The organism is Candidatus Vicinibacter affinis, assembly GCA_016714365.1.
Taxonomy (GTDB): domain Bacteria; phylum Bacteroidota; class Bacteroidia; order Chitinophagales; family Saprospiraceae; genus Vicinibacter; species Vicinibacter affinis.
Genome location: JADJNH010000005.1, coordinates 1170145 through 1193199 on the forward strand (window position 1 = coordinate 1170145; position 23055 = coordinate 1193199).

The following is a 23055-nucleotide window of genomic DNA, read 5'->3' on the forward strand; positions in this document are numbered from 1 at the left end:
AAGAAACATGAAACGTCGTAAGTTTATTAAATCCGCCGCCGCCGCAAGTGTTGTAGTGCCTTCCATGATCAATGGTATTCCGCTTCAGGCACACAGCAATAATGCATGGCTCCAATCTGTCCTGAATCCTGGATTGGAAACAGATCATGTGATGGTCCTCATTTATCTCGGAGGAGGTAATGATGGATTGAATACGGTAGTGCCTGTAGATAATTATAGCAAACTGGATGCTGCCCGAAAAAATGTTTTGTTGCCACAAAATCAATTGTTGAAACTTAACGGATTTGCCAATACAGCACTTCATCCTGCCATGACCGGCATGCAGACTCTTTTTAATGAAGGGAAAGTAAACATCGTGCAATCTGTGGGCTACCCAAATCCAAATTTTTCACACTTCAGGGCAACAGACATTTGGGCAAGTGCCAGCGAAGCCAATCAATACCTCGATTCTGGTTGGCTCGGGAGATATCTGAATGAAGAATTTCCGGGTTTTCCGCTCGATTATCCTAATGTTGCAAATCCTGATCCGTTAGCCATCCAGGTAGGGGCTAATCTTCCTTTATTGTTTCAGGGGCCAAATGCTCAAATGTCCATGAATGTATCCAATCCGGACATTTTTGGCGCCTGGCCAACCGGATTAAGTGATCCCGCACCTGCAACTCCGCTTGGTCATGAATTAAATTACATCCGAACTATAAGCCGACAATCCAAAACCTATGCGGATACTCTTGTTAAAGGTTTTTTAAAAGGCAATAATCTCGGAAATTACCCTGCTGGAAATTATTTAGCGGACACGCTGAAAGTGATCGCACGTCTGATCAATGGGGGACTAAAGACCAGATTATATCTCGTTAATTTATATGGTTTTGATACGCATTCTGACCAGGTAGTGGCGGGAAATAATGCCACTGGCGCACATGCCAATCTATTAAAACTTTTAAGTGATGCCGTTTTTTCATTTCAGCGTGATATAGAACTTATGAACGTGGCACATCGTGTCATGGGTATGACTTTTTCTGAATTTGGAAGAAGGATTAAATCCAACGACAGCGTAGGAACAGATCATGGTGCTGCAGCGCCTTTGTTTGTATTTGGTTCAAAGGCAAGAGGCGGAATTACAGGCAACAATCCAATTATTCCTGCTACCGTTACAGAAAATGACAATCTGCCCATGCAGTATGATTTCCGGTCTGTGTATGCATCGGTGCTGAAGGATTGGTTCTGTGTAAAAGATGACAGCCTACAGAGAATTCTCTTAAAAAATTTCCAGGCACTTCCACTGATAAAAAATGAGTGCAGCACTACGGATACCAAGAATCTTAAAGATGCCGAAGATGCTCTGCAAATCATCGCCAGCCCAAATCCAATGACTTCTTTTACAAATATTCAAATTGCAACTGACATAGATGGGGTAGCTCAGTTGCAGCTGATAGATCCATTAGGCCGACTGACTAAAATTATATTTTCCGGCAAATTGCAAAACGGTACCCATCAGTTCAGTTTAGAAAATGAAGGGTACGCACCGGGCAATTATTACATCAGACTTCAACAGGGAAATGCACAAAAGACGGAGCCATTGTTGATTGTAAGATAGGGCTGCTTAATCAAAATAGTAAGTTTTGAAAAAAGTGATTATTGTGTCATGAATAGTTTGTAAATTTAAGTTAATGCAGTATTTTTGTTGACTAACTTAAATTATTACAGATGAAACTAACGCCAACTATCCAAAGTTTTAAACTTTTATTCTGTTTGTTGCTCATGCTAGCTGCATGTAAGCACGAAACAACAGAACAATACATTGCACCTTTATTCACCCCACCTGGTCAGGTTATCAGCAACCAATACATCGTTTTGTTTGAAGAAAATTTGGTGGACCTCAGTAATTTAAATTCTGCCGATGTTCCAAGGGCACAAAGGCCTGCCATTGGCGAAAGCCGTAAACAAATGGTGAAGGACAGGATTCTTGAAATCATTACCCCAATGGGCATAAGACCGGACGCCATCATAGATGTGTATGCAGAATTGATAATCGGTTTTGCAGCGGTTCTGGACAACAGCCAACTGACCCAATTGAGAACCCATCCAAAAGTTAAGATGATCGAACAAGACATGGTGGTAGGTCTACCGGAAACGACACTGGAATATCAGAGTGTAGGACTGAGGGCACAATCGACTCCTTGTGGCATCACCAATGCAGGAGGGTCTGCTGATGGTAGCGGTTCATCCAAATGGATTTGGATCGTTGACACTGGAATTGATCTCGATCATCCTGATCTGAATGTGGAAACTGGAAGCCAGTATGCAAAATCATTTGTAAAAGGAAGCAAAAGTGCCGATGACTGTCATGGACATGGTACCCATTGTGCAGGGATTGCCGCAGCCAAAAACAATGACATTGGCGTGGTAGGGGTTTCGGCTGGAGCTCGTGTAGTACCTGTAAGAGTATTAAATTGTCAAGGTTCAGGAACCTCTTCAGCAATACTTTCAGGACTTAACCATGTTGCAGCCAACGATGAACCGGGTGACGTTGTAAATATGAGCCTTGGTGGATATTGGGGAGCCAATTGTGATGCGAATTCTTCTTATTCTTCTGCACTTAAAAACATGAGCGCAGCCGGTACACGCATCGCAATTGCCGCAGGTAATTCCGCTGCAGACGCCGCCTTGTACACCCCTGCTTGTGCCAATGCAACCAACATCCACACTACGGCTTCTATGACTTGTTCGAAAGCATGGTCTTCTTTCTCTAATTATGGAGCGCCTCCGGTAGATTGGATCGCAACCGGTTCAAGTGTATACTCCACTTACAAGGATGGAACCTATGCTACTTTGAGCGGTACTTCTATGGCAGCACCTCATGTTGCAGGAATCATGCACAGCCTGCAGGCAGGGCCTAACCAAAATGGCACTGTTAGTTATAACAATGTTAGCTATAAAATTGCAGTAAGATAATTTTGTAAAATAACCTTACCTAATTGAGCTCCGGTCTTTGGTCGGGGCTTTTTTTATTTCATTCACAAAAAAATATGTCAAATCTGATGGTCGCGGTTTGCAAATCCTGCTCTTGATGGTCGCGGTTGCAACCGCGACACAATACGATGAAAAGTTTTAAACTTTTTGTTACAAAGAGGGAGGGAGATTGAGTCATTGAAAAATTTATTTAGCAGGCCGCATTGCAAATGCTGCAACCATAATGCATCGCAGTTTAAAACTGCGACGAGCAAACGAGTCATGAAAATATTGTGCTAGCAGGCCGCATTGCAAATGCTGCAATCATATAGCATCGCAGTTTAAAACTGCGACGAGCAATTGAGTGGTTATTTCGAGCCTCCCGGCTTGAAATTTACGAAAGTTTTTTTAGGTACAACTTTTAATCAATGGAGTCATGAAACTATTGGATGATCAGGTCGCATTTAAAATGCTTTGATCATAATGCATCGCAGTTTAAAACTGCGACGAGCAATTGAGTTATGAAAATTCTGGGTTAGCAGGCCGAATAGCAAATGCTGCAATCAAATAACATCGTAGTTTGAAACTGCGACGAGCAATTGAGTCATGAAAATTTTAATTTAGCAGGCCGCATTGCAAATGCTGCAATCATAAAGCATCGCAGTTAGAAACTGCGACGAACCATTATAATGTAAATAAAAAAGGGAAGACCAAAAGTCTTCCCTTTTTTATTTTACAAAATCAAGAAACTATTGAACGCTTCCTGTTCCGTCTTTAAAATTAAGTACAATGGTATGACTTCCAGCAGCAACATTTACTCTTGCCTGATCATTACCAGTTCCACGGAATTCAATTTTTCCGTTCAGTACCATCAACTCTGCTTGCCACCAATCGCATTTCAAGGTAGGTGAAGCAACATGAATACGCAAATCTCCTGCACTCAATGCTTTGGTAATGGTCACATCTGTGCCTGAAGTAAATTTATTTTCTGGCTTTGCAGCATCATAACCTCCTACACAATCACCAATCAGGTAAACGGCCGCATCGATCACTTCGATGGTTTCGTCCTTAAGGTTTACTACTACCAAATAATTACCTGGTGCGGTTGGTGCAGAAACGTTGTCAGTGCCTTTACCGTAAACACCGTTAGTGGCAGTTCCTTTGACACCAAAGTCACCTTTCCACTCTCTGCCTGGAGCAAATTTGAATCCACCGGTTCCTTCCATTCTTACAATTTTCCAGAATAATTCCGGGTGACTGTGTACAGGTACCATAGGCAAGTCGATCGTTGCCCAATCCCATCCACCGACTGCATCACCAATCATGTAAAGCTTTTCAGGATATTCAGCAAGAGGAGGTCCGTCACCCGTTTTGGTTTGGGTAGCAGTAAATCCTTTACCCACTTCATAAGTTAAGGTGAATTTGTACAAACCATATACCGTGTTGGAGATGTTGGCTCCGCCATTTGTCAAATTGTCGATCGTTCCTCCAAGGTTAGAATTTGCTTTAATACCTTTCTTGCCGCCACCAAGATCAAACTCAGTATCGATATTGATTTTCCATCCATTAGAATAACGGAATTTCCAATCATTTTTTAACATGAGAACATCAGAGGCTACAAATTCCATTTTGGTCAAATTGAAGGTAGTGGTCATGGGCGTATTGGTGCTCCATCCACCCGGAGTGGCGCCACCGATAAGTCCATAATTTACTCTTGCAATGGCTACTTTTTTTAACCCAAGGTCTACAACCACGTGATAAAGTCCATCTTCAGGAACCGTAAAAGCAGTTGCTGCCTCTACCAGGTTTCCTTTCCATAGTCCATCTTTGGGTTCATCTACATCCAAAGCAGCGGTTTCTACTTTTTTGAAGTCAGCACCAGGCCCGTAGGTGGTGCGGGTTGTACCGGAGACATTGACGATGTTAAATCCATCTGCACCTGCTTTTACCGGAATATACAATTCCAATAAATTGGCTCTGTCTTCCTGCAGCACTTCATTTTTGGTAACTTTAAATAAAGCTTTCGTACTGAAATCCGCAAATCCGGTACCGGCGCCTTTTACATAAAGTCCATCTTCCACTACTGTTCCTCCTCCGCCGGTATCATCGTCATCAGAGCATCCGGTCATCCAGAAGCTCAAAGAAGCGACCATCGTCAACAGAAGGTACTTAGAGCAGAAGTTTAAAAAAATTTCCTTAGACATTTTTAAAGATTTATAGTTAATGAAAAAAATTTTACAAACCTAAATTTGGATTGGCATCAATAGCCCATTGTGGGATTGGGAATAAATTTCTCTCAGGGCCACTGGCAGGTTTTGCCCACCAGGCATTGTTGAATTTTTTAAAACGAATGAGGTCTTGTCTTCGGTGACCTTCCGCAAACATTTCTCTTCCTCTTTCAGCAAGTATCATGTCTAGTGTTGTTCCCGACCATGCTGCAACTCCGGCTCTCTGGCGCACCTGGTTTACAAGATTGTCACCATTTTTTCCCTGACGAATTTTTGCTTCAGCAGCCATCAAAAGTATATCAGCATATCTGAATAATGGAAAATCGTTGTCAAGATTTTCATCAGTGCCTGCGGCAATTTCAAATTTTCCAATTCTGGCACCGGACATCCTTATTTGTTCAAAAGTATAGGAGCCATCCATAATCAATGCCGGAATTTTAGGATTGATTACCAATGGTTTTCCGGCAGTTTCATCAAATAATGCCTTACCGGTAGAAGTAAATTGTGGTCCAACAATAAATCCTTGCTTCCTCAAATCGTCATTCGTAAAACTATTGTAATGATCTTCCACTGCAGCGCAACCATTCCACGGTCCTACCAACATGTCATAGGTTTGATTCATCAAATAATGCAGTGTCCTCATGTGAAGACGGAATCCTTTCAAACTCCTTGAATCGAATGGAATCGTGAAAATGTTTTCCACAGAGTTGTCATTATTTTTTACAAATGGAAGCAAAGGTTTTGCTTCCAAATTATAAATTCCTAATTGAATCACACTGTCACAATAAGATTCAGCTTCTGCCCATTTTGGAGTGCCGGTATAAATTTCTGCATTCAGGTAAAGCTTTGCCAGTATAGAATATGCCAATCCTTTAGAGACTGCGAATTTTTTTGTATTCACCTGAAGGAATGGAAGACTCTCCTTTAAATCCTGAATGAGAAAATCGAATATTTCGGATCTCTTATTTTTCTTTGGTTGTGGATCAGCAGTAAAGAACGAAGTCACCAAAGGAACATCTCCATAATTGTCAATCAATAAATACAAATAAAAAGCACGCAGCGTTTTTAATTTAGCTATGTTAATTTTTGCTGCTTCTGCTGCCTGAAAAGGGATGAGTTCATCAATGGCCCTGTTTGCTTCAAAAACACCATCATACATTTGCGACCACATCGAATTTACAGCATCCACATTGTTGTTCCATTCATGGGTATGTAAAACTCTCCATTTGCCACCATCTTCCCAATCTGTCAGCCTTACTGGAAATACAATTTCGTCACTGGTAACCTCCTGAGCCCAAAACCACCAACCTGCATCATCGATAAGATCTGCCAACTCTCTGTAAGTGGGTATGATATTTAGAGCTGCTTGTTCTTCGTTTTCCGGAAACTCTTTTTCAGGAATTTTATCAAATATTTTTTCATCAAGTTTGGTACAGGAAAGGGAGAAAATAATGGCCGAAAGAAAATATATTTTTTTCATGATTTTACTTTTTGTCATTCCGTTTAGATGATTTAAAAACTTGCGTTAACGCCAAAAGCAACGCTCCTTGCTTTTGGACAAACATCATACTGGTCTCTTCCAAATTCAATACCTCCATAACTCAATTCAGGATCCAGCCCACTGTATCCCGTAATGGTCAAAAGGTTAGTACCTGCCACGTAAACTCTTAAATTTTTCAGATACTTGGAATTTCCGGTTTTGAAATTGTATCCAATGTTGACATTGTCAAGTTTTAGGAAAGTACCATCCTCCAAATAGTAATCGCTTACTATGGGCGAGCTGGTGAGGCCTTTGTCATATTCTGACAAGGCTTCTTCCAAGACATTCAGCGTTGGAAGATCTGCAGGATTACTGAATACCATCCTCGTAACATTGAGTACATCAAATCCGACTACTGCTCTCACAGAAAAACTGGCATCAAATGACTTACCCAATTTGAAATAATTAGACCACCCAATAGTAAAATCAGGTTGGGCGTTTCCGACTACTCTTCTTTCGGCTCTAGCAGGATCTCTGGTAACTCCTCCGGCAGCCGTGTAGAAAAGGAATTTTCCATCTTCTGTAAGACCTGCATATTCAGGTAAGAAAAAAGTGCCGAGTTCGAGTCCGGGTTTGATGATTTGTGTATAGTTTTCTCCCCCTACAAGTCCACGACCTGACACATAAAGTGTTTTAATTTCGTTGAGATCATATTTTTCGTTTGCAAGGTCGGTGGTTTTTTGTTCGTTGGCGCTGAATACCAGATTGGATCGCCAGTCAAAGTTTTTCATATCCACCACAAATGTTTGAATGCTTGCTTCTATACCATTGTTTTTAATTCTTCCTGCATTCGCAAAGATGTATCTGTTTTTATTTGGAGGAACTGGCAACTCATAATTATAAATCAAATCACGGGTGGTTTTTTGATATACTTCTATTGAACCGCTGATTCTGTTTTTTAAAATTCCAAAATCTAATCCGATATTTAATTCTGCATTTTCTTCCCATTTTAAATCTGGGTTAGGATTTACGCCTCCAAGATTTTGAAAAGAAATTACTTTGTTTCCGTTTTCAGGATTGATGGCTGTACCGGCAGGAATAAAAAATATCTGATCCACATTGGTAGGAATATTTTGATTGCCTGCAATTCCGTATCCCACTCTTAATTTCAGTTCTTCAAAAAATCGTACATCACTAAGGAATGATTCACGGACCAGATTCCAACCCACAGAGGCCGAAGGAAACCAGCCCCATTCATTATTTTTGCCAAACTTCGAAGAACCATCTCTTCTAATGGTCGCAGTAACAAAATATTTTTTGTCAAAATCATAAACCGCTCGACCAAAAAATGAGGCAAGCAGGAATTCATTCTTGTAGGAAGAAATACTTCCTGGTTCGAGATTCAACAACGCGCCAAGATTATAGGATTTCAAATAATCAGAAAGCGCTTCTTTTCCCTGTGCAGTAAATCCATCATAACCGTCTTTTTGGTAAGAATGTCCTCCCAGCAATTGCACTTGATGTTTTTGTGAAAAATTGGTGGAGTAGTTGAGGGTTGTTTCAATGATTTTTGATTGATAATTGTTGTAGGCCCTTTTCCCAAATCCCTTGGTAAAATTCGAAGCGGCATAACTTGGTTCATAGTAAAAACTTTCGTCATCATCACGGATATAAGCAAGATTTACGGCTGCGGACAGTCCTTTAAAAATCTCCAGATCAGCTCTGAAATTTCCAAAAATTCTTTTGGCCTCTCGTTCATTTTGTGTCTCCTTGATGATGGCAACTGGATTAAAATACTGGAAGGATCTGTCTGTTTCAAAATAGCTTCCATCTGCATTGTACACCGGATCAGTAGGGCTTCTTCTAAAAGCCTGATAAATGATGTTAGTAGGTGAAATTCCACCTCCGTAATTAACATAGTTGTTGTTCTCAACAGTTCCTGATAACCTCGCTTGAACGGTGAGTTTGTCCTGAAGTCCTTTTTGCGTAAAATTGAGTCTTCCAATGCTTCTCTGTTTTGCGGATCCAAGCAACAATCCATCTATGTTCAAATGTGAAATGGAGGCTCTGTAATTGGAGTTTTCATCTGAACTTGAGAAGGACAAAGTTTGATCATGAAGCAGACCTGTGCGATAGATTTCATCCAGCCAGTCAACATTTGCACCATTGTCAATAAAAGTTCTGCCAGTCTTGGCTGCGAAATCCCTTATCTGGTCTCCTGTGAGAAAATCCAGCCTCCTGGCTGTCTGATCTACAGAAACCTGTCCATTGTATTCAATTTGACTGGTGCGTCCTTTATTTTTGGCGAGGCCTGCATTTTTAGTTGTTATGATGATGACCCCATTGGAACCCCTTGCTCCGTATATTGCAGTGGAGGATGCATCCTTCAGAACATTGTAAGATTCGATGTCATTGGGTGAAATGGTCGTTGGATCCACACCCGGAACCCCATCAACTACAAACAGCGGTCCTGTTCCACTGGTAAAACCTGAAGCACCCCGGATGTTCACTGAGAAACCACCGTTGGGGTCTCCTCCTTGCTTTGATATGGTTACCCCTGCTGCTTTACCCTGAAGCGCCTGTACGGGATCCTGAAGGCTACCGACGTTTAGTTCATCCGCTTTAACCATGGATACTGCCCCGGTCTTATCTGTTTTCTTTTGAGAGCCATATCCAATCAATATCACTTCTTCCAGCAATAACCCTGGTTTGAGATTGATCAGGTAGTTATTATCTACCCCAATACTTTGAATTATGGTGGTATAACCTGTAAAAGTGATTACGAGATTCTGACTACCATCCGGTACAATTAGACTAAAATTACCATCTGCATCGGTAATGGTCCCGACTGTTGTGTTTTGCACTTGAACGGCCGCACCAATAATGGGTTCTGAGGTGGTGGCATCCTGAACCTTTCCGGATATGGACCTTTGTGAAAATACAAACGTCCCCGCGGAAAGGGTAAATACCAGCAACAGTGTAAACTTAAGGTATAGCTTATTCATGGAAGAGTTGAAATTAGGTTTTATTTGAACTGGCAAACTTAATATCTTATTAACAATTCAACCGTATTTTGTTTATTCTGTCATTCATATTTTTCCTGAAATAGTATATTTTATAAAGATTTTCAATGTGTAGGCTGAAAAAACGATGTCTTTCTAAATTATCTGGAATAAAGTTATGATCAAAATGGGATTTCGATTTGAAAATTGCAATCGATAACTTGTAATGAATATCCTAAATCAAGGGGATGTGCATAGTTGCCTGTCAAGAGTAACAATGTTATTTGAGTAACTCCAGTTTTTTAATAGAGGACATCATTGTCTTTTATTTAATCTAATTTCGCAATTGATTTAAGTTTTGCAATTATGAGAATTGTCAAAATATAAATTTTTTATCCTATTGAATTTTTACTTCAACATGTTCAATCAATAGCCATTAATCGCTTAATTCTGAAGGATTAAAATTATTGTATACAATAAAAAAGTCCCCCAAAAATGTGAGGGACTTTTAACATAATTCGAATAGAGCATGAGAATAATCAAAGAATTAACATGAGCGATTTTTTCTGAAATGAGCCATGGTTATATAGATTTCTAAAATTAATCGCAAGACATGTTTTAGCTATAACTTAATTAATTTAATAATTTTCCAATTGCCGGATTCATCTCTAAAATCAAGCATATACACCCCTTGACTCAAATCTGAAACTTCAATTTTTTGGTCCTTTAGAGAATGAATATGGAATGTCTTGATCAATTGTCCATTCATATTCAAAATATTTAATCTTGTCAGACTTGATGAATTCGGCCCGTCAAATTGGATAATCAATTCATCTTTGGCCGGATTAGGTCTGATTTTGATATCCATTCCCGAAATTCCCGATTCATTCACCCGGTTGATGCAACCCCAATCATTTACAAATCCATCACCCGCAGAAAACAAATCACAAGGCTTGGTTCCGCAAGAATCATAAGATTCCAGAGCCCGAACAATTTGATTTAAATGTGCCGTGTTGTTCCAATCCAGAGAATCCCATTCTGCAACCCCTGACATGGGCGTCATGCCGGCTTCCATAAAATTGCCTGCTGCATAAAGTTTTTGATCATAGTTTTTAAGATCATAAATACCATCTTTACTTGTGTTGAAATCACCACCGGACAACTGCGACCAATCTATTCCATTCCATTGCGCAATGTGCTTGGTATTGTTGACACCATTTGCATTTTCAAATCTTCCGCCTAAAATTAATTTACCGTTGAAAACTTTTAAAGAAGACACTCCCTGTCCTTTGTTTAGTGGATCAAGATTTATACCATTCAACAGATTGCTCCAATTCAATCCATTCCAAACAGAAATATTATTATTCGGAATGCTGAAAACACCACCTGCATAAAGTTGATTTTGATAGAGGCCTAAGGTATTGACAGGACCATTAAAACTTGCCATGTATGGAGCTTCCCAATTGGTGCCATTCCATCGGGCAATATTTTGGGTATTGATTTTAACCAGATTTCCCGCTTGCTTAAAAACTCCGCCAACGATGAGTCCTGAGGAATGACTCAACAAAGCATTTACAGTCGCAAGTCCATTTGAATCAAGAACACCATTGTCTAGTTTGCTCCAACTGTTTCCATTCCAAACAGCAATGTTGTTGGCATCTGTCAGTCCGCCTGCATCTGTGAATTTACCCCCTACAAATAGAAGCCCGTTATGCACTGCAAGTGCGTTTATTGGGCCATTGGTCCCTGTTCCCAAGGAACTCCAGGAATGTCCATCCCAGACTGCAATATTCTGAGCGCTTTCTGTCCCGATTTGGGTAAAATTTCCTGCTGCATAAAGTTTGCATTGGTAGGTACACAGATCATTTATTTGACCGGTTTGACCTATAAGTTTCCAGGATTTTTGAGCTGGAATGCAAACTGAGGTAGTACAGGATGTGTCTGCTGAAGGTGGCTGTGCACAATTAAATGTTTGTTGATAAAAGCAACTGTCCAGTTTGCCCCCCGAAGCAAAATAATAAGTGAGTGACATTGTATAACTACTGGATCCTTTTACGCAAAAGTTTACCGGGACGGATGCTCCGATAGGAAAAAATCCGGATTGATGACTGATCTCAACACTTTTATCATTACCCAGGAAGTTCCAACCCGGATTGGTCATTACTTGATCAAAAGTTCCGCTGTTAATACTTATTTTAAGAAGGTTAAAACAATTTTGTTGAGGTACTATCTGATTAAGTTTGTAACAACAGGTACCTGAAGAATCTTTTACTGGTATTACCTGATGCTGTAAGGAATCGCAACTACAGATGGTAGGAGGTTGGGGACAATTAATGTTGTCATGATATACGCAACTATCCAGTTTTCCTTGTTTGCTGTAATAATAAGTTCTGGTAATTGTATACTGTGCAGCATTTTCAACACAAAAACTCACTGGCAAGGAAGGACCAGCAGGTAAATATCCTGAGATATGGGTTAACAAAATTTGACTTGCATTACCGTTGTATTTTAAATTGATATCAGGTATCACTCGAGTAAATATTCCTTTGCTTACATTTATTTTCAGTGATGTAAAACAATCAGGACCCGGTATGACATGATCCACCACAAAACAACATATTCCTTTGTCGCTTGAAAGTGGTTGAAGTTTAGTTTTTAATGAATCGCAACTGCAGAATTTAGGAGGTTGCGTACAGCCAAACTGTTGTGCATAAACACAGCTGTCCATGATTCCATTTTTGAAAAAAAAGTATTTGACGGTGATGGTGTAAAGTGCCGCGTCAATGACACAAAATGATACCGGAAGATGAATACCTTCTGGGATAAATCCGGAATTATGTGTAACATCGAATTTCTGATCAGTGCCAATCACATCATAATTTGGATCAGGAATTACTTTGGTGAATTTTCCACTGCTCAGACTGAGTTGAATTGAGCTGAAGCAATCAGCACCTTTAATTTGCGAGGATAAGGTGTAACAGCATTCACCATTAGAACCTGAACTTTGAATGATTTTAGTTTTGATTGAATCACATTTACAAACTTTAGGAGGAGGAGTGCAATTTTTAATAAATGTTTTTCGGCAGGCATCCAGAATTTTCCCGGAGGGATCAAAAAAGTCCACCGTCACAGTAAATGGATTAACTGCATTGTTTACACAGAAAGTACCGGGAAGAATGTTTCCTGATGGAACCAATCCTCCATTTGGTATAAAGCAAAATCCATCCGGCAAATTCTGCACCGTCCAAAGAGGATTCGGCGTAATTTGACTGAAATTTCCGGAGCTGGTTTTAAAACATATTTTCGAAAAACAACCGGTTTTTGAATCAAATGCAGAAAAGTTAAAGCAACAATTACTTCCGGGACCAAAGCTTAGTAATTGAACATTTTTTAAGGAATCACAGCAGGTGTTAGGTACAGGAATACCCGGACACTCTACTAAAAATTCAAAAGAGCAGGAATCTTTTCCTTGCGGAGTGGTATAATGATATCTGAGAAATACCTGTGCAGGAGTTTGATTGGTATTGATGCAAAAAGATCCTGGCTTTATCGATCCGGAAGGTATAAATCCGGAGTTGTGATTTAAGAAAAATCTATTGGCAGCCGAGGGTGTAAGAAAAAATCCCGCAGTTGAATTGGCATTTCTGGAAGAGAAAGTTCCACCATTGATGATCACTTCAATTTTGGTAAATAAATTTGAATTGGGATTTTCTGCCTTTATGTCATAGCAGCATGATGTGGGAAGCGTGTATTGTTTTTCTAGAAAACTGCTGAATGCGGTATCGCATTTTACACTTTGAGGATTTGCCGGACAGTCTTGAACATATTGATAAGTGCAGCTGTCGGTTTTACCACCGCTTGTGGAAAGGTAATAGACCGTAATACTGTATTGCCCGGCACCTTGGACACAAAAATCAGCTGCGTTGAATTTACCGGGTGGAAGAAAACCACTGTTGTGGTTTAGATAAAAGGTTTTTGAATTTACATTTACAAATGACCACCCCGATCCAGCATTGGGTTGGATGTTAGAAAAGGTTCCATCATTCAAACTGATCAGGATATTATTGTAACAATGGTAAGAACTGATTTTTCCACCAAGGTTAAAGCAGCAGCCATTGGGAAGTACAGATATTTTTTTGAGGGTATTGGTGTTGAAAGTATCACATTTACATGGTTTGGAAACTACACAAATAGTTGCGGAACAATTTTCTTCGCAGCTTCCGTCTTTCACATTCAAACGAATCAAATAACAACCAGGCACCAGGTATGGCACACGAATACTGTCTCCGGTATACATTTGTGTTCCGGGTGCTCCGGGGATGTCCAAAGTCCATTTCAACTGTTTATTATTTGAACCATTTCCGGTATAGTAAATCAGGGCAGTGTCTCCAACAGTAATCGTATCCTGAAAATCAAATGAGCAGGTTAAGTTGCACTGGACAGTGGTGCATACGGTGTCTTTGCAAGTTCCGTTGTCGATTATGACACAATAGCAACCTGATTGCGGTGGGCGGAAGCATTGCGATTTAGAATACAGGATGGGCTGACTGCAGGAAATCCAGGTATAATCCATCCCGGACGGAAAAGCACAAAGACTGTCAGGTGTCTGAACAATAGAACCATTTAGTGCAGGCAAGACCTTTATTTTTACAGAAGTGCCAGGATTTACATTGTTGCAAAATTGGTCCTTTAATTCTACCAATTCATACACATTGCTTGCAGTAGGACAGACATTTATTTGGAAGCCATTCGTAAAGCTGGTGTAATAATTGACGCCCGAATTGTCTTTAATCCCAAATCTAAAGGGAGGTGTACCCGTGAACCGCAAATTAATGTCTTTGCAATCTCCCAGACACAGGCTGTCATCCGGGCTGAATTGTCCAAGAGGTATGGGGTGTACCAATACTTGAACCGTGCATGTTTCCGGCATTTGGCCGGGTTCCTGGGTGATTAATTGAATGCTGCATGATCCGGATTTAAGAAAACATGCGTCATGTGGATTTTGCAAAGTGGGATTGGTGATGGTTCCACAATCGATGGACCAATCATAGCTGGCATTAGTGGAATTCGGGCCAACATAACTCACCGGGAGACAATCTCCCACACAGGCTTCTGATGAGACCTGTATGCAGCTGCTTTGCGCAAATACTGTGCAATTGTACCAAAGAAATAACAGACAAAAGGGCAGTACAATTTTTTTAAAAATAGATAAACTACTAATCATAATAGAGGAGTATTAAATGATTAAAGAAATAATTAAAACTCAGTGAATTGAATATCTCTGAGGGGATGAAAAAAGGGGTGGTTTATCCCGAGATGATGTCAAAGATACAAAATCTTCAACTTGGGGATGGAAAATATTTTTTTCCGTAGGTTTTGTTTTGAATGAAGTTGGTTTAACAGGTAGGGCTGGTCTATCAATCAACTTAAAATAACCCGGTAAGTAAGGAGTGCCATGAATTTGGTTTTAATAATTAAAATTATCTTTACCTTTACGAACCCGTCATTTACGAACACTTTATTTTGAATTTAATTTGATAAAATGCTTCAATTACGGAAGCCTTCCTTGTTTTTTCTTAACCTGATCATTTGTGTAAACTGTTCAGGGGTTCTCGCTATTGATAAGCCAAAACAGTTTAAGGCAGTAAGAATTTACAAGTCTATAAATATTGATGGCAAACTAGAGGAGTTAGACTGGACTTTTGCAGATACTGCCACAGGATTTATTCAGACAGAACCTTTGGTTGGAAAGCCGGCCAGTTTTGAATCAAAAGTATACTGTCTGTATGATGATCATGCCATTTATTTTGGCGCAAGCTTATTGGATCCTGAACCTCAACGAATACTCAAAGAATTGTGCTTGAGAGACCAAACCAGTAATTCAGATTTATTCAAAATTTTTATTGATTCTTATAAGAGTGGTCTGAACGGATTTCTTTTTTCAGTGAATGCAGCGGGCGTTCAATCGGAGGCTGTGGTGTCAAACAATAATGAAGATGAAGAATGGAATGCAGTTTGGGAATCCGAAATCACCATAGACCAGAATGGCTGGACAGTGGAGATTAAAATACCATATTCCTCCCTCCGATTTCCAAAATCATCCGTACAGGATTGGAATGTTCAGTTTGGCAGAGAAATCCGAAGATTCAGGGAGACGTCTTACTGGAACCCAATTGATCCTTTGATAAGCGGATGGGTCCAACAAAGTGGAAATTTAAATGATGTAGATGGTATTAAATCTCCCATCAGGCTTTCCGTTACTCCCTATCTATCAGCTTATTTGAACTCAGACTATCAACCGGATTCAAAGGTGGATAAATTCATCCTGAACCCGGCCTACAGTGTAGGAGCAGACATTAAATATGGCCTCAATGATGCGTTTACACTGGATATGACTTTGGTACCTGATTTTGGACAAGTTGTTTCGGATCGCCGTGTTTTGAATTTATCTCCATTTGAAATTTATTTTAATGAAAACAGGCAATTTTTTACAGAAGGAACAGAACTCTTCAATAAAGAAAGTCTTTTTTATTCAAGAAGAATAGGAGGTTTACCTTTTAATTATTATAAAGTATATGATGAGTTAAACCCTACAGACGAACTGGTCATCAACCCAACCCTGTCGCAACTTTACAATGCTACCAAAATTTCGGGCAGAACAAAAAATGGTATGGGTATTGGTTTTTTTAACGCTGTGGAAGCTGAGGAGTATGCCATCATTAGAAATGAACAAGGAGTAGAAAGAAAATTTCTAACAAATCCTCTTACAAACTACAACGTCCTTGTGCTGGATCACAATCTAAAAAATAATTCAGTAGTCAGTCTAACCAACACCAATGTTTTGCGGAATGGTGAAGAGTATGACGCTAATATTACGGGAGGCTCCTTCGAACTTAAGACAAAAGATCAAAAGTATTCAGTTTCCGGGAGAGGAGTTTTGTCCCAAAAATATTTTGCAGATTCCGCAGACTTTGGATTCAGCACCTCCTATGAATTTTCTAAAATCAGTGGCAATTGGACCTATTCACTTGGTCAGGTAATAGAATCTGCAAATTATGATCCGAATGATTTAGGCTTTTTGTTCAGCCCAAATGAAAATTCTTTGTTGACTTCCATTGACCACACTCAATATAAGCCTGCCGGAAGCAAATTGCAGCAAGTCAACATAAGTGCCAGCTCGCGCTATACCAATTTGTATGAACCATTTGTATTCAGTGATTTTTATATTGATCTCAGTACGTTTATTTTGTGGAAAAGCAGAGATGCTGTCGGAGGAAACGTCAGGCTTGAACCCATCACTACAAGAGATTATTTTGAACCCCGGACAGCAGATTTTAGCAGATATCTTGCCTGGCCGGTGAATTATACAGTGGGAGGTTTTTTTTCTTCTGATTATCGGAAGGCTTTTGCAATGGATGTAAATGGGTCGTATAAATATTTTGATTCAGAAGGTCGCTTTAATTACGACTTTAGCATTTCACCAAGATTTCGATTCAATGATCATTTTTCATTGTTTGCCGATTTAAATGTGAGTAGAAATCTTAAGGAATTGGGATATGTAAATAAGAGTTTTGCTGATCAGCCGATTCCTGAACTAAAGAATAAAGATATTTTAATAGGAACCAGAAACCGATGGGTGGTCGATAATTCATTCAGTACGCGGTATATTTTTAACAACAAGATGGGGATTAATTTGATTATCCGCCATTATTGGGATCAGGTGATCTACCGGAATTTTGGAATCCTTACAGATGAGGGAAATGCCCAACTCATCGGCTACCAGGGATTGGATAATAGCAACCAACCAATTTTTAATCAGAACGTAAATATATTTAACATCGACCTTCAATATACCTGGCGATTTGCTCCTGGAAGCGACCTCAGCATCGTTTGGAAAAATCAAATATTCAATCAGGATGATGCATTTGATGCAGCCTATTTTAAAAATATTGGCAGCTTAATTGATGCACCGCAATCCAATAGTTTTTCACTGAGAATTCTATATTTTCTTGATTATCTATATCTGGTTCCCCATCGTAGAAAATCCAATTCATTTTATCAGGAAATTGACAGCAGGAGGAATTAATTCCAATGTGCATGCTAACTCTTCACCGGAATTTATTTTCTACAAAATGCGTATAAACCAGTGAGATTTAGTTAGAAATATTTCTTTAAATCATAAGCTTGCAATGTACAGAAGGAAATTAATCTTATGCATTAAGATAGGAAGCAGTTGGTTTGTAAAAAATGTTCAGCGAACTGAATTTGAATTTTGTAAAATAGTAAATCCTGCATTCAAGTAAAGACACTAATTAAAATTTCAAACGTGTTTTTAAGTAAAAATTCAAATCAATTTTTTGACTAGAGTTTATAGCAGACAATAAACATAGCTTTTGAAGCTTGCCTTCAATTAGCGCGTTAAGTCGCAGAATCAATACTTTTAATTAAGATTTAAATACTTAATTGAATTATTAGATTTTCCCCAAGGCTTTGTCCAAATCAACCTTTGATTGTATAAGGTTATACTGCGCTTCCAGGACATTGGCCTGAGCAGAATAGAGATCTCTTTCAGCCTGGGTTATTTCCAGAGAAGAACCGACGCCTTCCTTGAATTTTGTTTTTGTGGTCAGGTAAATGCGATCTGCCAGATCCAGAGATTTCTTCCTCGATTCAAGGGTAGCCAAAGCATTGATGTATTGCGTTTTTGCATTTTGAAATTCAAGATCAACCCCTCTTTCAAATTCAGCAAATTGCATTTTCGTTTTTTCGTTTTGTGTTTTAGCTCGATTGATTTTTGCCTTGCGATCCAATCCATCAAAAATTGGAATATTGAGGTTGAGTCCCGCGATGGTCGTTGGGAACCAGGAATTTTCAGCGTTGTCAAAAAGATTATTGCGTTGCAATACTTCCTGATGACTGACAAAACCGGATAGGCTGGGAAGGTAAGATGCTTTTAACCGCCTGATGTTAATTTCGGTCAGTTCAAGACCTTTGGCAATTACTGGATATTCCGGTCTTAATTGTGTGTTGAGTTTGAACGAAGGATCCATAATTTCCAAATAAGATTTATCCAGAATTTGTTTGAAGGACTCTGTCTGTACTAAATCTTTATCCAGTGGATAATTCATTTGGAATTTAAGAACGTTTTGAGTGATGCCATCAAGTCTGGTAAGTTTTTCACGTTCCGTTTTCAGTGTCTGCAATGATAATTCGATGCGATCTACGTCCAGTTTTTCAGAAAAGCCAACCTTGTAAATTTCGTTTACCTCCTTGTAGACTTTTTCCAGATTTTCTATGTTTTTATCCAGTATGGTCAAATTCTCTTTGATCGAAAGAGCGCCCATATAAGCTTTTGTAACTCTGTATCTCAGATCTGCCTCGGTCTGATTAACCTGAAGTTGTATTAAATCAGAATAAAGTTTCTGCGCTTTGAGTCCCACCAAAAAACTTCCGTCAAAGATCAAGGTGCTCAATTGGACTCCGGCTGTAAGGCTATTTTTTAATCCAAATTGGGCAGGAAAGCCTGAGCCGTAATTTATATCTCTTCTTGGAAGCACATTTTCATCAAACAACACACCATACACCGCGGGTGAAATGAAATCGGGGAGGATGCTGGTGGGGATGTTTATGAAATGATTGTAACCGACAGATGCGTTTAATTTTGGGATTCCGATGGACTTGTATTCCAGGATTTGATCTTTTGCATCACGAATTTCAAGTTTTTGAATATTCAGGGTACTGCTGTTCAGCCTGGCGTAATTAATGGCTTGTTCCAAATTGAATTCATTGCCGGACTGCCCAAACAGATTAAAGCAAGCAAGCAGCGATAGGATTAGGATTGATTTTTTTTTCATAAAAAAAGAATATGTACAAAGATCTATGGATAGACTTTAGCTAGGTTATTCCAATAGGCCATTAAAGGGAATTTAACAAATTATCCTCGTTAAGGTTCGCTGCCAGCAGGTATTGTCAGAATAAGTTGGTCTAAATTTCTGGATTAAAAAGAAATTTTACGGGAAAGGACAACAAAATTGTAAACCTTAAGAATTCCCGGGATGTTATTGGAATGCTCCTTAGATTCGCAGGTTTTTTTAAGAAAATTATGTTCAAGCAAATTTTTTACTTTTTGAGCTTTCTTTTGTTTTGTTCCTGCAATAATGGGCGCAATGATCAGGGCAATTCTTTGACCGGCAAGCAGATTTTTAAATCCAATTGTGTAAGTTGTCATGGTGTAATGGGAGATCTGATGACCAATGGTGCACGGAATTTGAAACAATCCACCTTGAGCCTGGAAGAAAGAATCATGATTATTAGAGATGGACGGAATGTCATGACCTCGTTCAGGGAAAAATTGAGCAATGATCAAATTCGCAAAGTGGCAGAGCACACCTTGACTTTAAGAGATACGATCTCCACTGATGGAAAATAAGGGCATACTCTTGACCGGAGCTTCGGGTTTTTTAGGATCCTATGTTCACAAGGCATTAATGAATCAAGTTGAGAAGCCGGTGTGGGCTTGTTACCATCATCGAATTCCGGAAAATGCCTCCGGACAATGGCTTTGTATCGATCTGTTAAATCCTTCAGAGGTGGAGGAAATTTTACCTAAAATTGACACCATCATACATTTGGCCGGAAAAATCAGTTACCAGAAAAAAGACCGGGATTCACTTAGGAAGTCAAATATGCATATGACTCGCGAACTTGTCAACAGCGCACTTGCTTTTGGTGTGAAGAATTTTATATTAATGAGTTCCGCTTCTACCATGGCAAAATCCATCCAACCATTGGTCTTTACCGATAAACCATCTTCCTCTCCAGTGTTCCATAGCTATTATGCGCGTACCAAGTTTGAATCAGAGTTGGAAGTGAGAAGAGGTGAAGCGGAAGGGTTGCAGATTGCCATTTTAAATCCTTCCTTAATCCTCGGTACAGGAGATTGGAGCAAGGGGTCCCCATCCGTCATTGCCAGGATAGCTACCGGACTTCCTGCCTACCCTGCGGGGAGTCTGGGGTTGGTGGGAGCTGAGGATGTGGCCAATGTGGTTGTAAAGATTGTTAAAGAAGAATTGTGGGGGAAGCAACTCATGTTGAATGCTGAAACCTGGACCTACCAAAAATTCATTTATACCATTTGTGAGATGTTAAATAGGAAACCTCCGCAATATCGGTCAAATGGGATTCTGTCCAACCTGGCCGTCCTGAAAGATACCCTTTTGAGCAGGCTTCAAAAAAAGCAAAATATCATCACTGGCGAAACAGCGTTTATGAGTGCTCAATCGTTCTCCTACGGCTGCGGTTGGTCCAATCAATTGGCAAATCTTAAATATCAGCCAGTAGAAGCAATTTTGAAGAAGATGTTAAATGAATATATCAATAAATAGATATTTATAATAAATTAATAATTAATATTTTACAATTTATTAATATTAAAATATCTAATTTTTTCTTACCAACAAATCAAATATGCTTAACTTTATTCCTTAATAATAAAACAATTTTAATATGAAAAGAATTTTACTTTTTGCTTTTTTACTCACTATGGTTTCCGGACTTTCTGCCCAGAAGGTAGTTTGTCTGGTTAACTCACCAGCAAATATTGCCGGGGACAAAGTTTTCGTTCCGGCCGGGTATGGTGCTGACTTAAGTACAGGTACCTGGACTGCGGATGCTGTCATTGCTGAGCCACTTCTTGCTTGCGGTGCGTTGACCAACGCGGCTGCTATGGCAGGAAAAATTGCCCTTATTGAAAGGGGAACTTGTAATTTTGATCAAAAATGTCTGAACGCGCAAAACGCCGGAGCAATCGGCGTGGTCGTAATGAACCACAACATCACTGCAAGCCGTGGTGGAGCTCCTTTTGTAATGGGTGTTGCGACCGCCAACATTGCCAGTCAGGTAACCATTCCATGTGTCATGGTAGGTTATGATGTCAATGTAGCTTTAAAGGCTGCAATTGCTGCAGGCGCTGTTAACATTACACTTGGGGTGGTAACCAAACAAGAAAATGATCTTGCGATGTACACAAAAGTAACCACCAATTACACAGAACCGTATATTTTTAACTCCTCCTGGGGCGCTATCCCGCAAGGATTACTTCGCGCAGATGATGATTTTCCTTTCCAACCGGGTGGATTTTTTAACAACATTGGTTCAAAAGATCAAACCAATGTTAATCTTACTGCAACCATTACTAAAGGTGGTTCCGAAGTATTTAAAAACACGACCACTGACAACATTACTGTTGAAGTAGATTCTACAAGAGGTCTTTTGAATGATGCATTTGTTTTGAATAAAGTAAGTGGCAACAGAATTGGATCTTATCAGTGTACTTACAATGTTACCTCAGGAGCTACTGAACTCTTATCTTCCGATAATGTTTTGACCAGTACATTCGATGTTACTACCAATTTATTGTGCAAAAGCCGTATAAACGCCGCTGCAAAAGCACCATTGGCCAACCAATATTGGGGTGGAGGAACTGGATTCAGAGAATTGTTGTCCCCTTTCTTGTTGAAATATGGTAAAGGTGTTCAGATTGACAGTATCTTCTCAGAAGTTGCTTCTAATGAGCCTTTGGCTGGACTTTATATGGAAGGAAGACTTTATCGTTGGAATGATTTGAATGCAGACAATGACATTCAAAATGACGAAATGGAAACTGTTGCGATCGGTTCTTATACTTTCCCGGGAACTGCTTCCGGTAACTTTGGAACCATCCGAGTTGGTTTGGAAGACCTGAATACAGGAGATCCATTCCACACTGTAACTGAAGACGGCAGACTTTATTTTGCTGCCATCACTTATCAGGGAGGTGCCAATTCATTATTTAATGCTTATGATGCTTTCAATGGTCAAAGACAATATTTTAATCTTAAAGATGGACTTCAGGAGTTGGGATTCCAAGACTGGCCTTATATCTCAGTAAGATCTCAGGATGCCGTAACCGGAGGTCCTAATATGGATGAGGCTGGATTGTTCTACATTGATGACAACGGAGATGCAACAGCTCAGGATGAAGAAGTTTGCTTTTTTGCTCCATCAATTGCAATGCAGATGACGGTTGTTGTAAATAATAATGACATCAGCAACGAAATCGATGTAAACATCAAATTGACTCCAAATCCAGTAAAAGATCAGTTGATCGCTGAAATCAAATTACCTGAAGCAACCGTGGTGAATTATCAAATCATCGATGCTCAGGGTCACCTTGTTTTCAACAAAGACGAAAAGACTGCTTCAAAGGACATCAATACTACCTTTAACCTTTCCGGTTTAAGCTCTGGTCAATATTTCCTTAAAGTAAATACTCCTAAAGGTTTTGTGAAAAAAGCCTTTACAAAAGTGAATTAATAAGTAATCTTATTAAACATATAAAAAGCCATTCCCTTTATTT

11 protein-coding genes are annotated in these 23055 nt (G+C 39.5%); 6 read left to right on the forward strand and 5 right to left on the reverse strand.

All coding sequences use genetic code 11. The features are described 5' to 3' along the window. The first annotated feature begins 7 nt into the window (after window positions 1-7). A complete protein-coding gene (locus tag IPJ53_04790; GenBank protein MBK7798409.1) occupies window positions 8-1594 on the forward strand; it encodes a DUF1501 domain-containing protein in 1587 nt (528 codons plus the stop codon). Between the two features lie 110 nt (window positions 1595-1704). After that, complete coding sequence (locus tag IPJ53_04795) at window positions 1705-2952, forward strand: S8 family serine peptidase (GenBank protein ID MBK7798410.1); 1248 nt, start codon at window positions 1705-1707, stop codon at window positions 2950-2952. A 746-nt stretch (window positions 2953-3698) separates the two neighbouring features. Here the strand turns inward: IPJ53_04795 and IPJ53_04800 are convergent. The 4 genes from IPJ53_04800 to IPJ53_04815 all read right to left on the reverse strand — a co-directional run bounded on the left by IPJ53_04800 (window position 3699) and on the right by IPJ53_04815 (window position 14883). Next, window positions 3699-5153: a SusF/SusE family outer membrane protein gene (locus IPJ53_04800; GenBank protein MBK7798411.1), complete on the reverse strand. Its 1455-nt coding sequence runs from the start codon at window positions 5151-5153 to the stop codon at window positions 3699-3701. Between the two features lie 31 nt (window positions 5154-5184). Beyond that, window positions 5185-6657, reverse strand: a complete 1473-nt coding sequence (locus IPJ53_04805; protein MBK7798412.1) for a RagB/SusD family nutrient uptake outer membrane protein — start codon at window positions 6655-6657, stop codon at window positions 5185-5187. Between the two features lie 32 nt (window positions 6658-6689). Then, complete coding sequence (locus IPJ53_04810; protein ID MBK7798413.1) at window positions 6690-9662, reverse strand: SusC/RagA family TonB-linked outer membrane protein; 2973 nt, start codon at window positions 9660-9662, stop codon at window positions 6690-6692. A 619-nt stretch (window positions 9663-10281) separates the two neighbouring features. Beyond that, window positions 10282-14883: a T9SS type A sorting domain-containing protein gene (locus IPJ53_04815; protein ID MBK7798414.1), complete on the reverse strand. Its 4602-nt coding sequence runs from the start codon at window positions 14881-14883 to the stop codon at window positions 10282-10284. Window positions 14884-15201: 318 nt separating this feature from the next. Between IPJ53_04815 and IPJ53_04820 the strand changes: the two genes are divergently transcribed. Further along, a complete protein-coding gene (locus IPJ53_04820; GenBank protein MBK7798415.1) occupies window positions 15202-17745 on the forward strand; it encodes a carbohydrate binding family 9 domain-containing protein in 2544 nt (847 codons plus the stop codon). A gap of 385 nt (window positions 17746-18130) precedes the next feature. On the opposite strand, the gene IPJ53_04825 is transcribed toward IPJ53_04820, so the two are convergent. Continuing rightward, entirely contained in the window at window positions 18131-19513 is a 1383-nt protein-coding gene (locus tag IPJ53_04825; GenBank protein ID MBK7798416.1) for a TolC family protein, read from the reverse strand. A gap of 272 nt (window positions 19514-19785) precedes the next feature. Here IPJ53_04825 and IPJ53_04830 point away from each other — a divergent pair, with 272 nt between their 5' ends. From IPJ53_04830 to IPJ53_04840, 3 genes are all read left to right on the forward strand, one after another. Continuing rightward, the gene (locus IPJ53_04830; GenBank protein ID MBK7798417.1) at window positions 19786-20088 is read left to right on the forward strand and encodes a c-type cytochrome; all 303 of its coding nucleotides are present in this window, start codon (window positions 19786-19788) and stop codon (window positions 20086-20088) included. Next, window positions 20078-21043, forward strand: coding sequence for an NAD-dependent epimerase/dehydratase family protein (locus IPJ53_04835; GenBank protein ID MBK7798418.1), 966 nt, complete (start codon window positions 20078-20080; stop codon window positions 21041-21043). Before IPJ53_04830 ends, IPJ53_04835 begins: the two co-directional genes overlap by 11 nt. 121 nt (window positions 21044-21164) lie before the next feature. Beyond that, window positions 21165-23012, forward strand: coding sequence for a T9SS type A sorting domain-containing protein (locus IPJ53_04840; protein MBK7798419.1), 1848 nt, complete (start codon window positions 21165-21167; stop codon window positions 23010-23012). Window positions 23013-23055 lie beyond the last annotated feature (43 nt).

Bases quoted from the DNA above. Each gene is read 5' to 3' on its own strand.
- IPJ53_04815 (MBK7798414.1), bottom strand. From the start codon at position 14,883: ATGATTAGTAGTTTATCTATTTTTAAAAAAATTGTACTGCCCTTTTGT.
- IPJ53_04840 (MBK7798419.1), top strand. From the start codon at position 21,165: ATGAAAAGAATTTTACTTTTTGCTTTTTTACTCACTATGGTTTCCGGA.
- IPJ53_04795 (MBK7798410.1), top strand. From the start codon at position 1,705: ATGAAACTAACGCCAACTATCCAAAGTTTTAAACTTTTATTCTGTTTG.
- IPJ53_04825 (MBK7798416.1), bottom strand. From the start codon at position 19,513: ATGAAAAAAAAATCAATCCTAATCCTATCGCTGCTTGCTTGCTTTAAT.
- IPJ53_04835 (MBK7798418.1), top strand. From the start codon at position 20,078: ATGGAAAATAAGGGCATACTCTTGACCGGAGCTTCGGGTTTTTTAGGA.
- IPJ53_04810 (MBK7798413.1), bottom strand. From the start codon at position 9,662: ATGAATAAGCTATACCTTAAGTTTACACTGTTGCTGGTATTTACCCTT.
- IPJ53_04800 (MBK7798411.1), bottom strand. From the start codon at position 5,153: ATGTCTAAGGAAATTTTTTTAAACTTCTGCTCTAAGTACCTTCTGTTG.
- IPJ53_04805 (MBK7798412.1), bottom strand. From the start codon at position 6,657: ATGAAAAAAATATATTTTCTTTCGGCCATTATTTTCTCCCTTTCCTGT.
- IPJ53_04820 (MBK7798415.1), top strand. From the start codon at position 15,202: ATGCTTCAATTACGGAAGCCTTCCTTGTTTTTTCTTAACCTGATCATT.
- IPJ53_04790 (MBK7798409.1), top strand. From the start codon at position 8: ATGAAACGTCGTAAGTTTATTAAATCCGCCGCCGCCGCAAGTGTTGTA.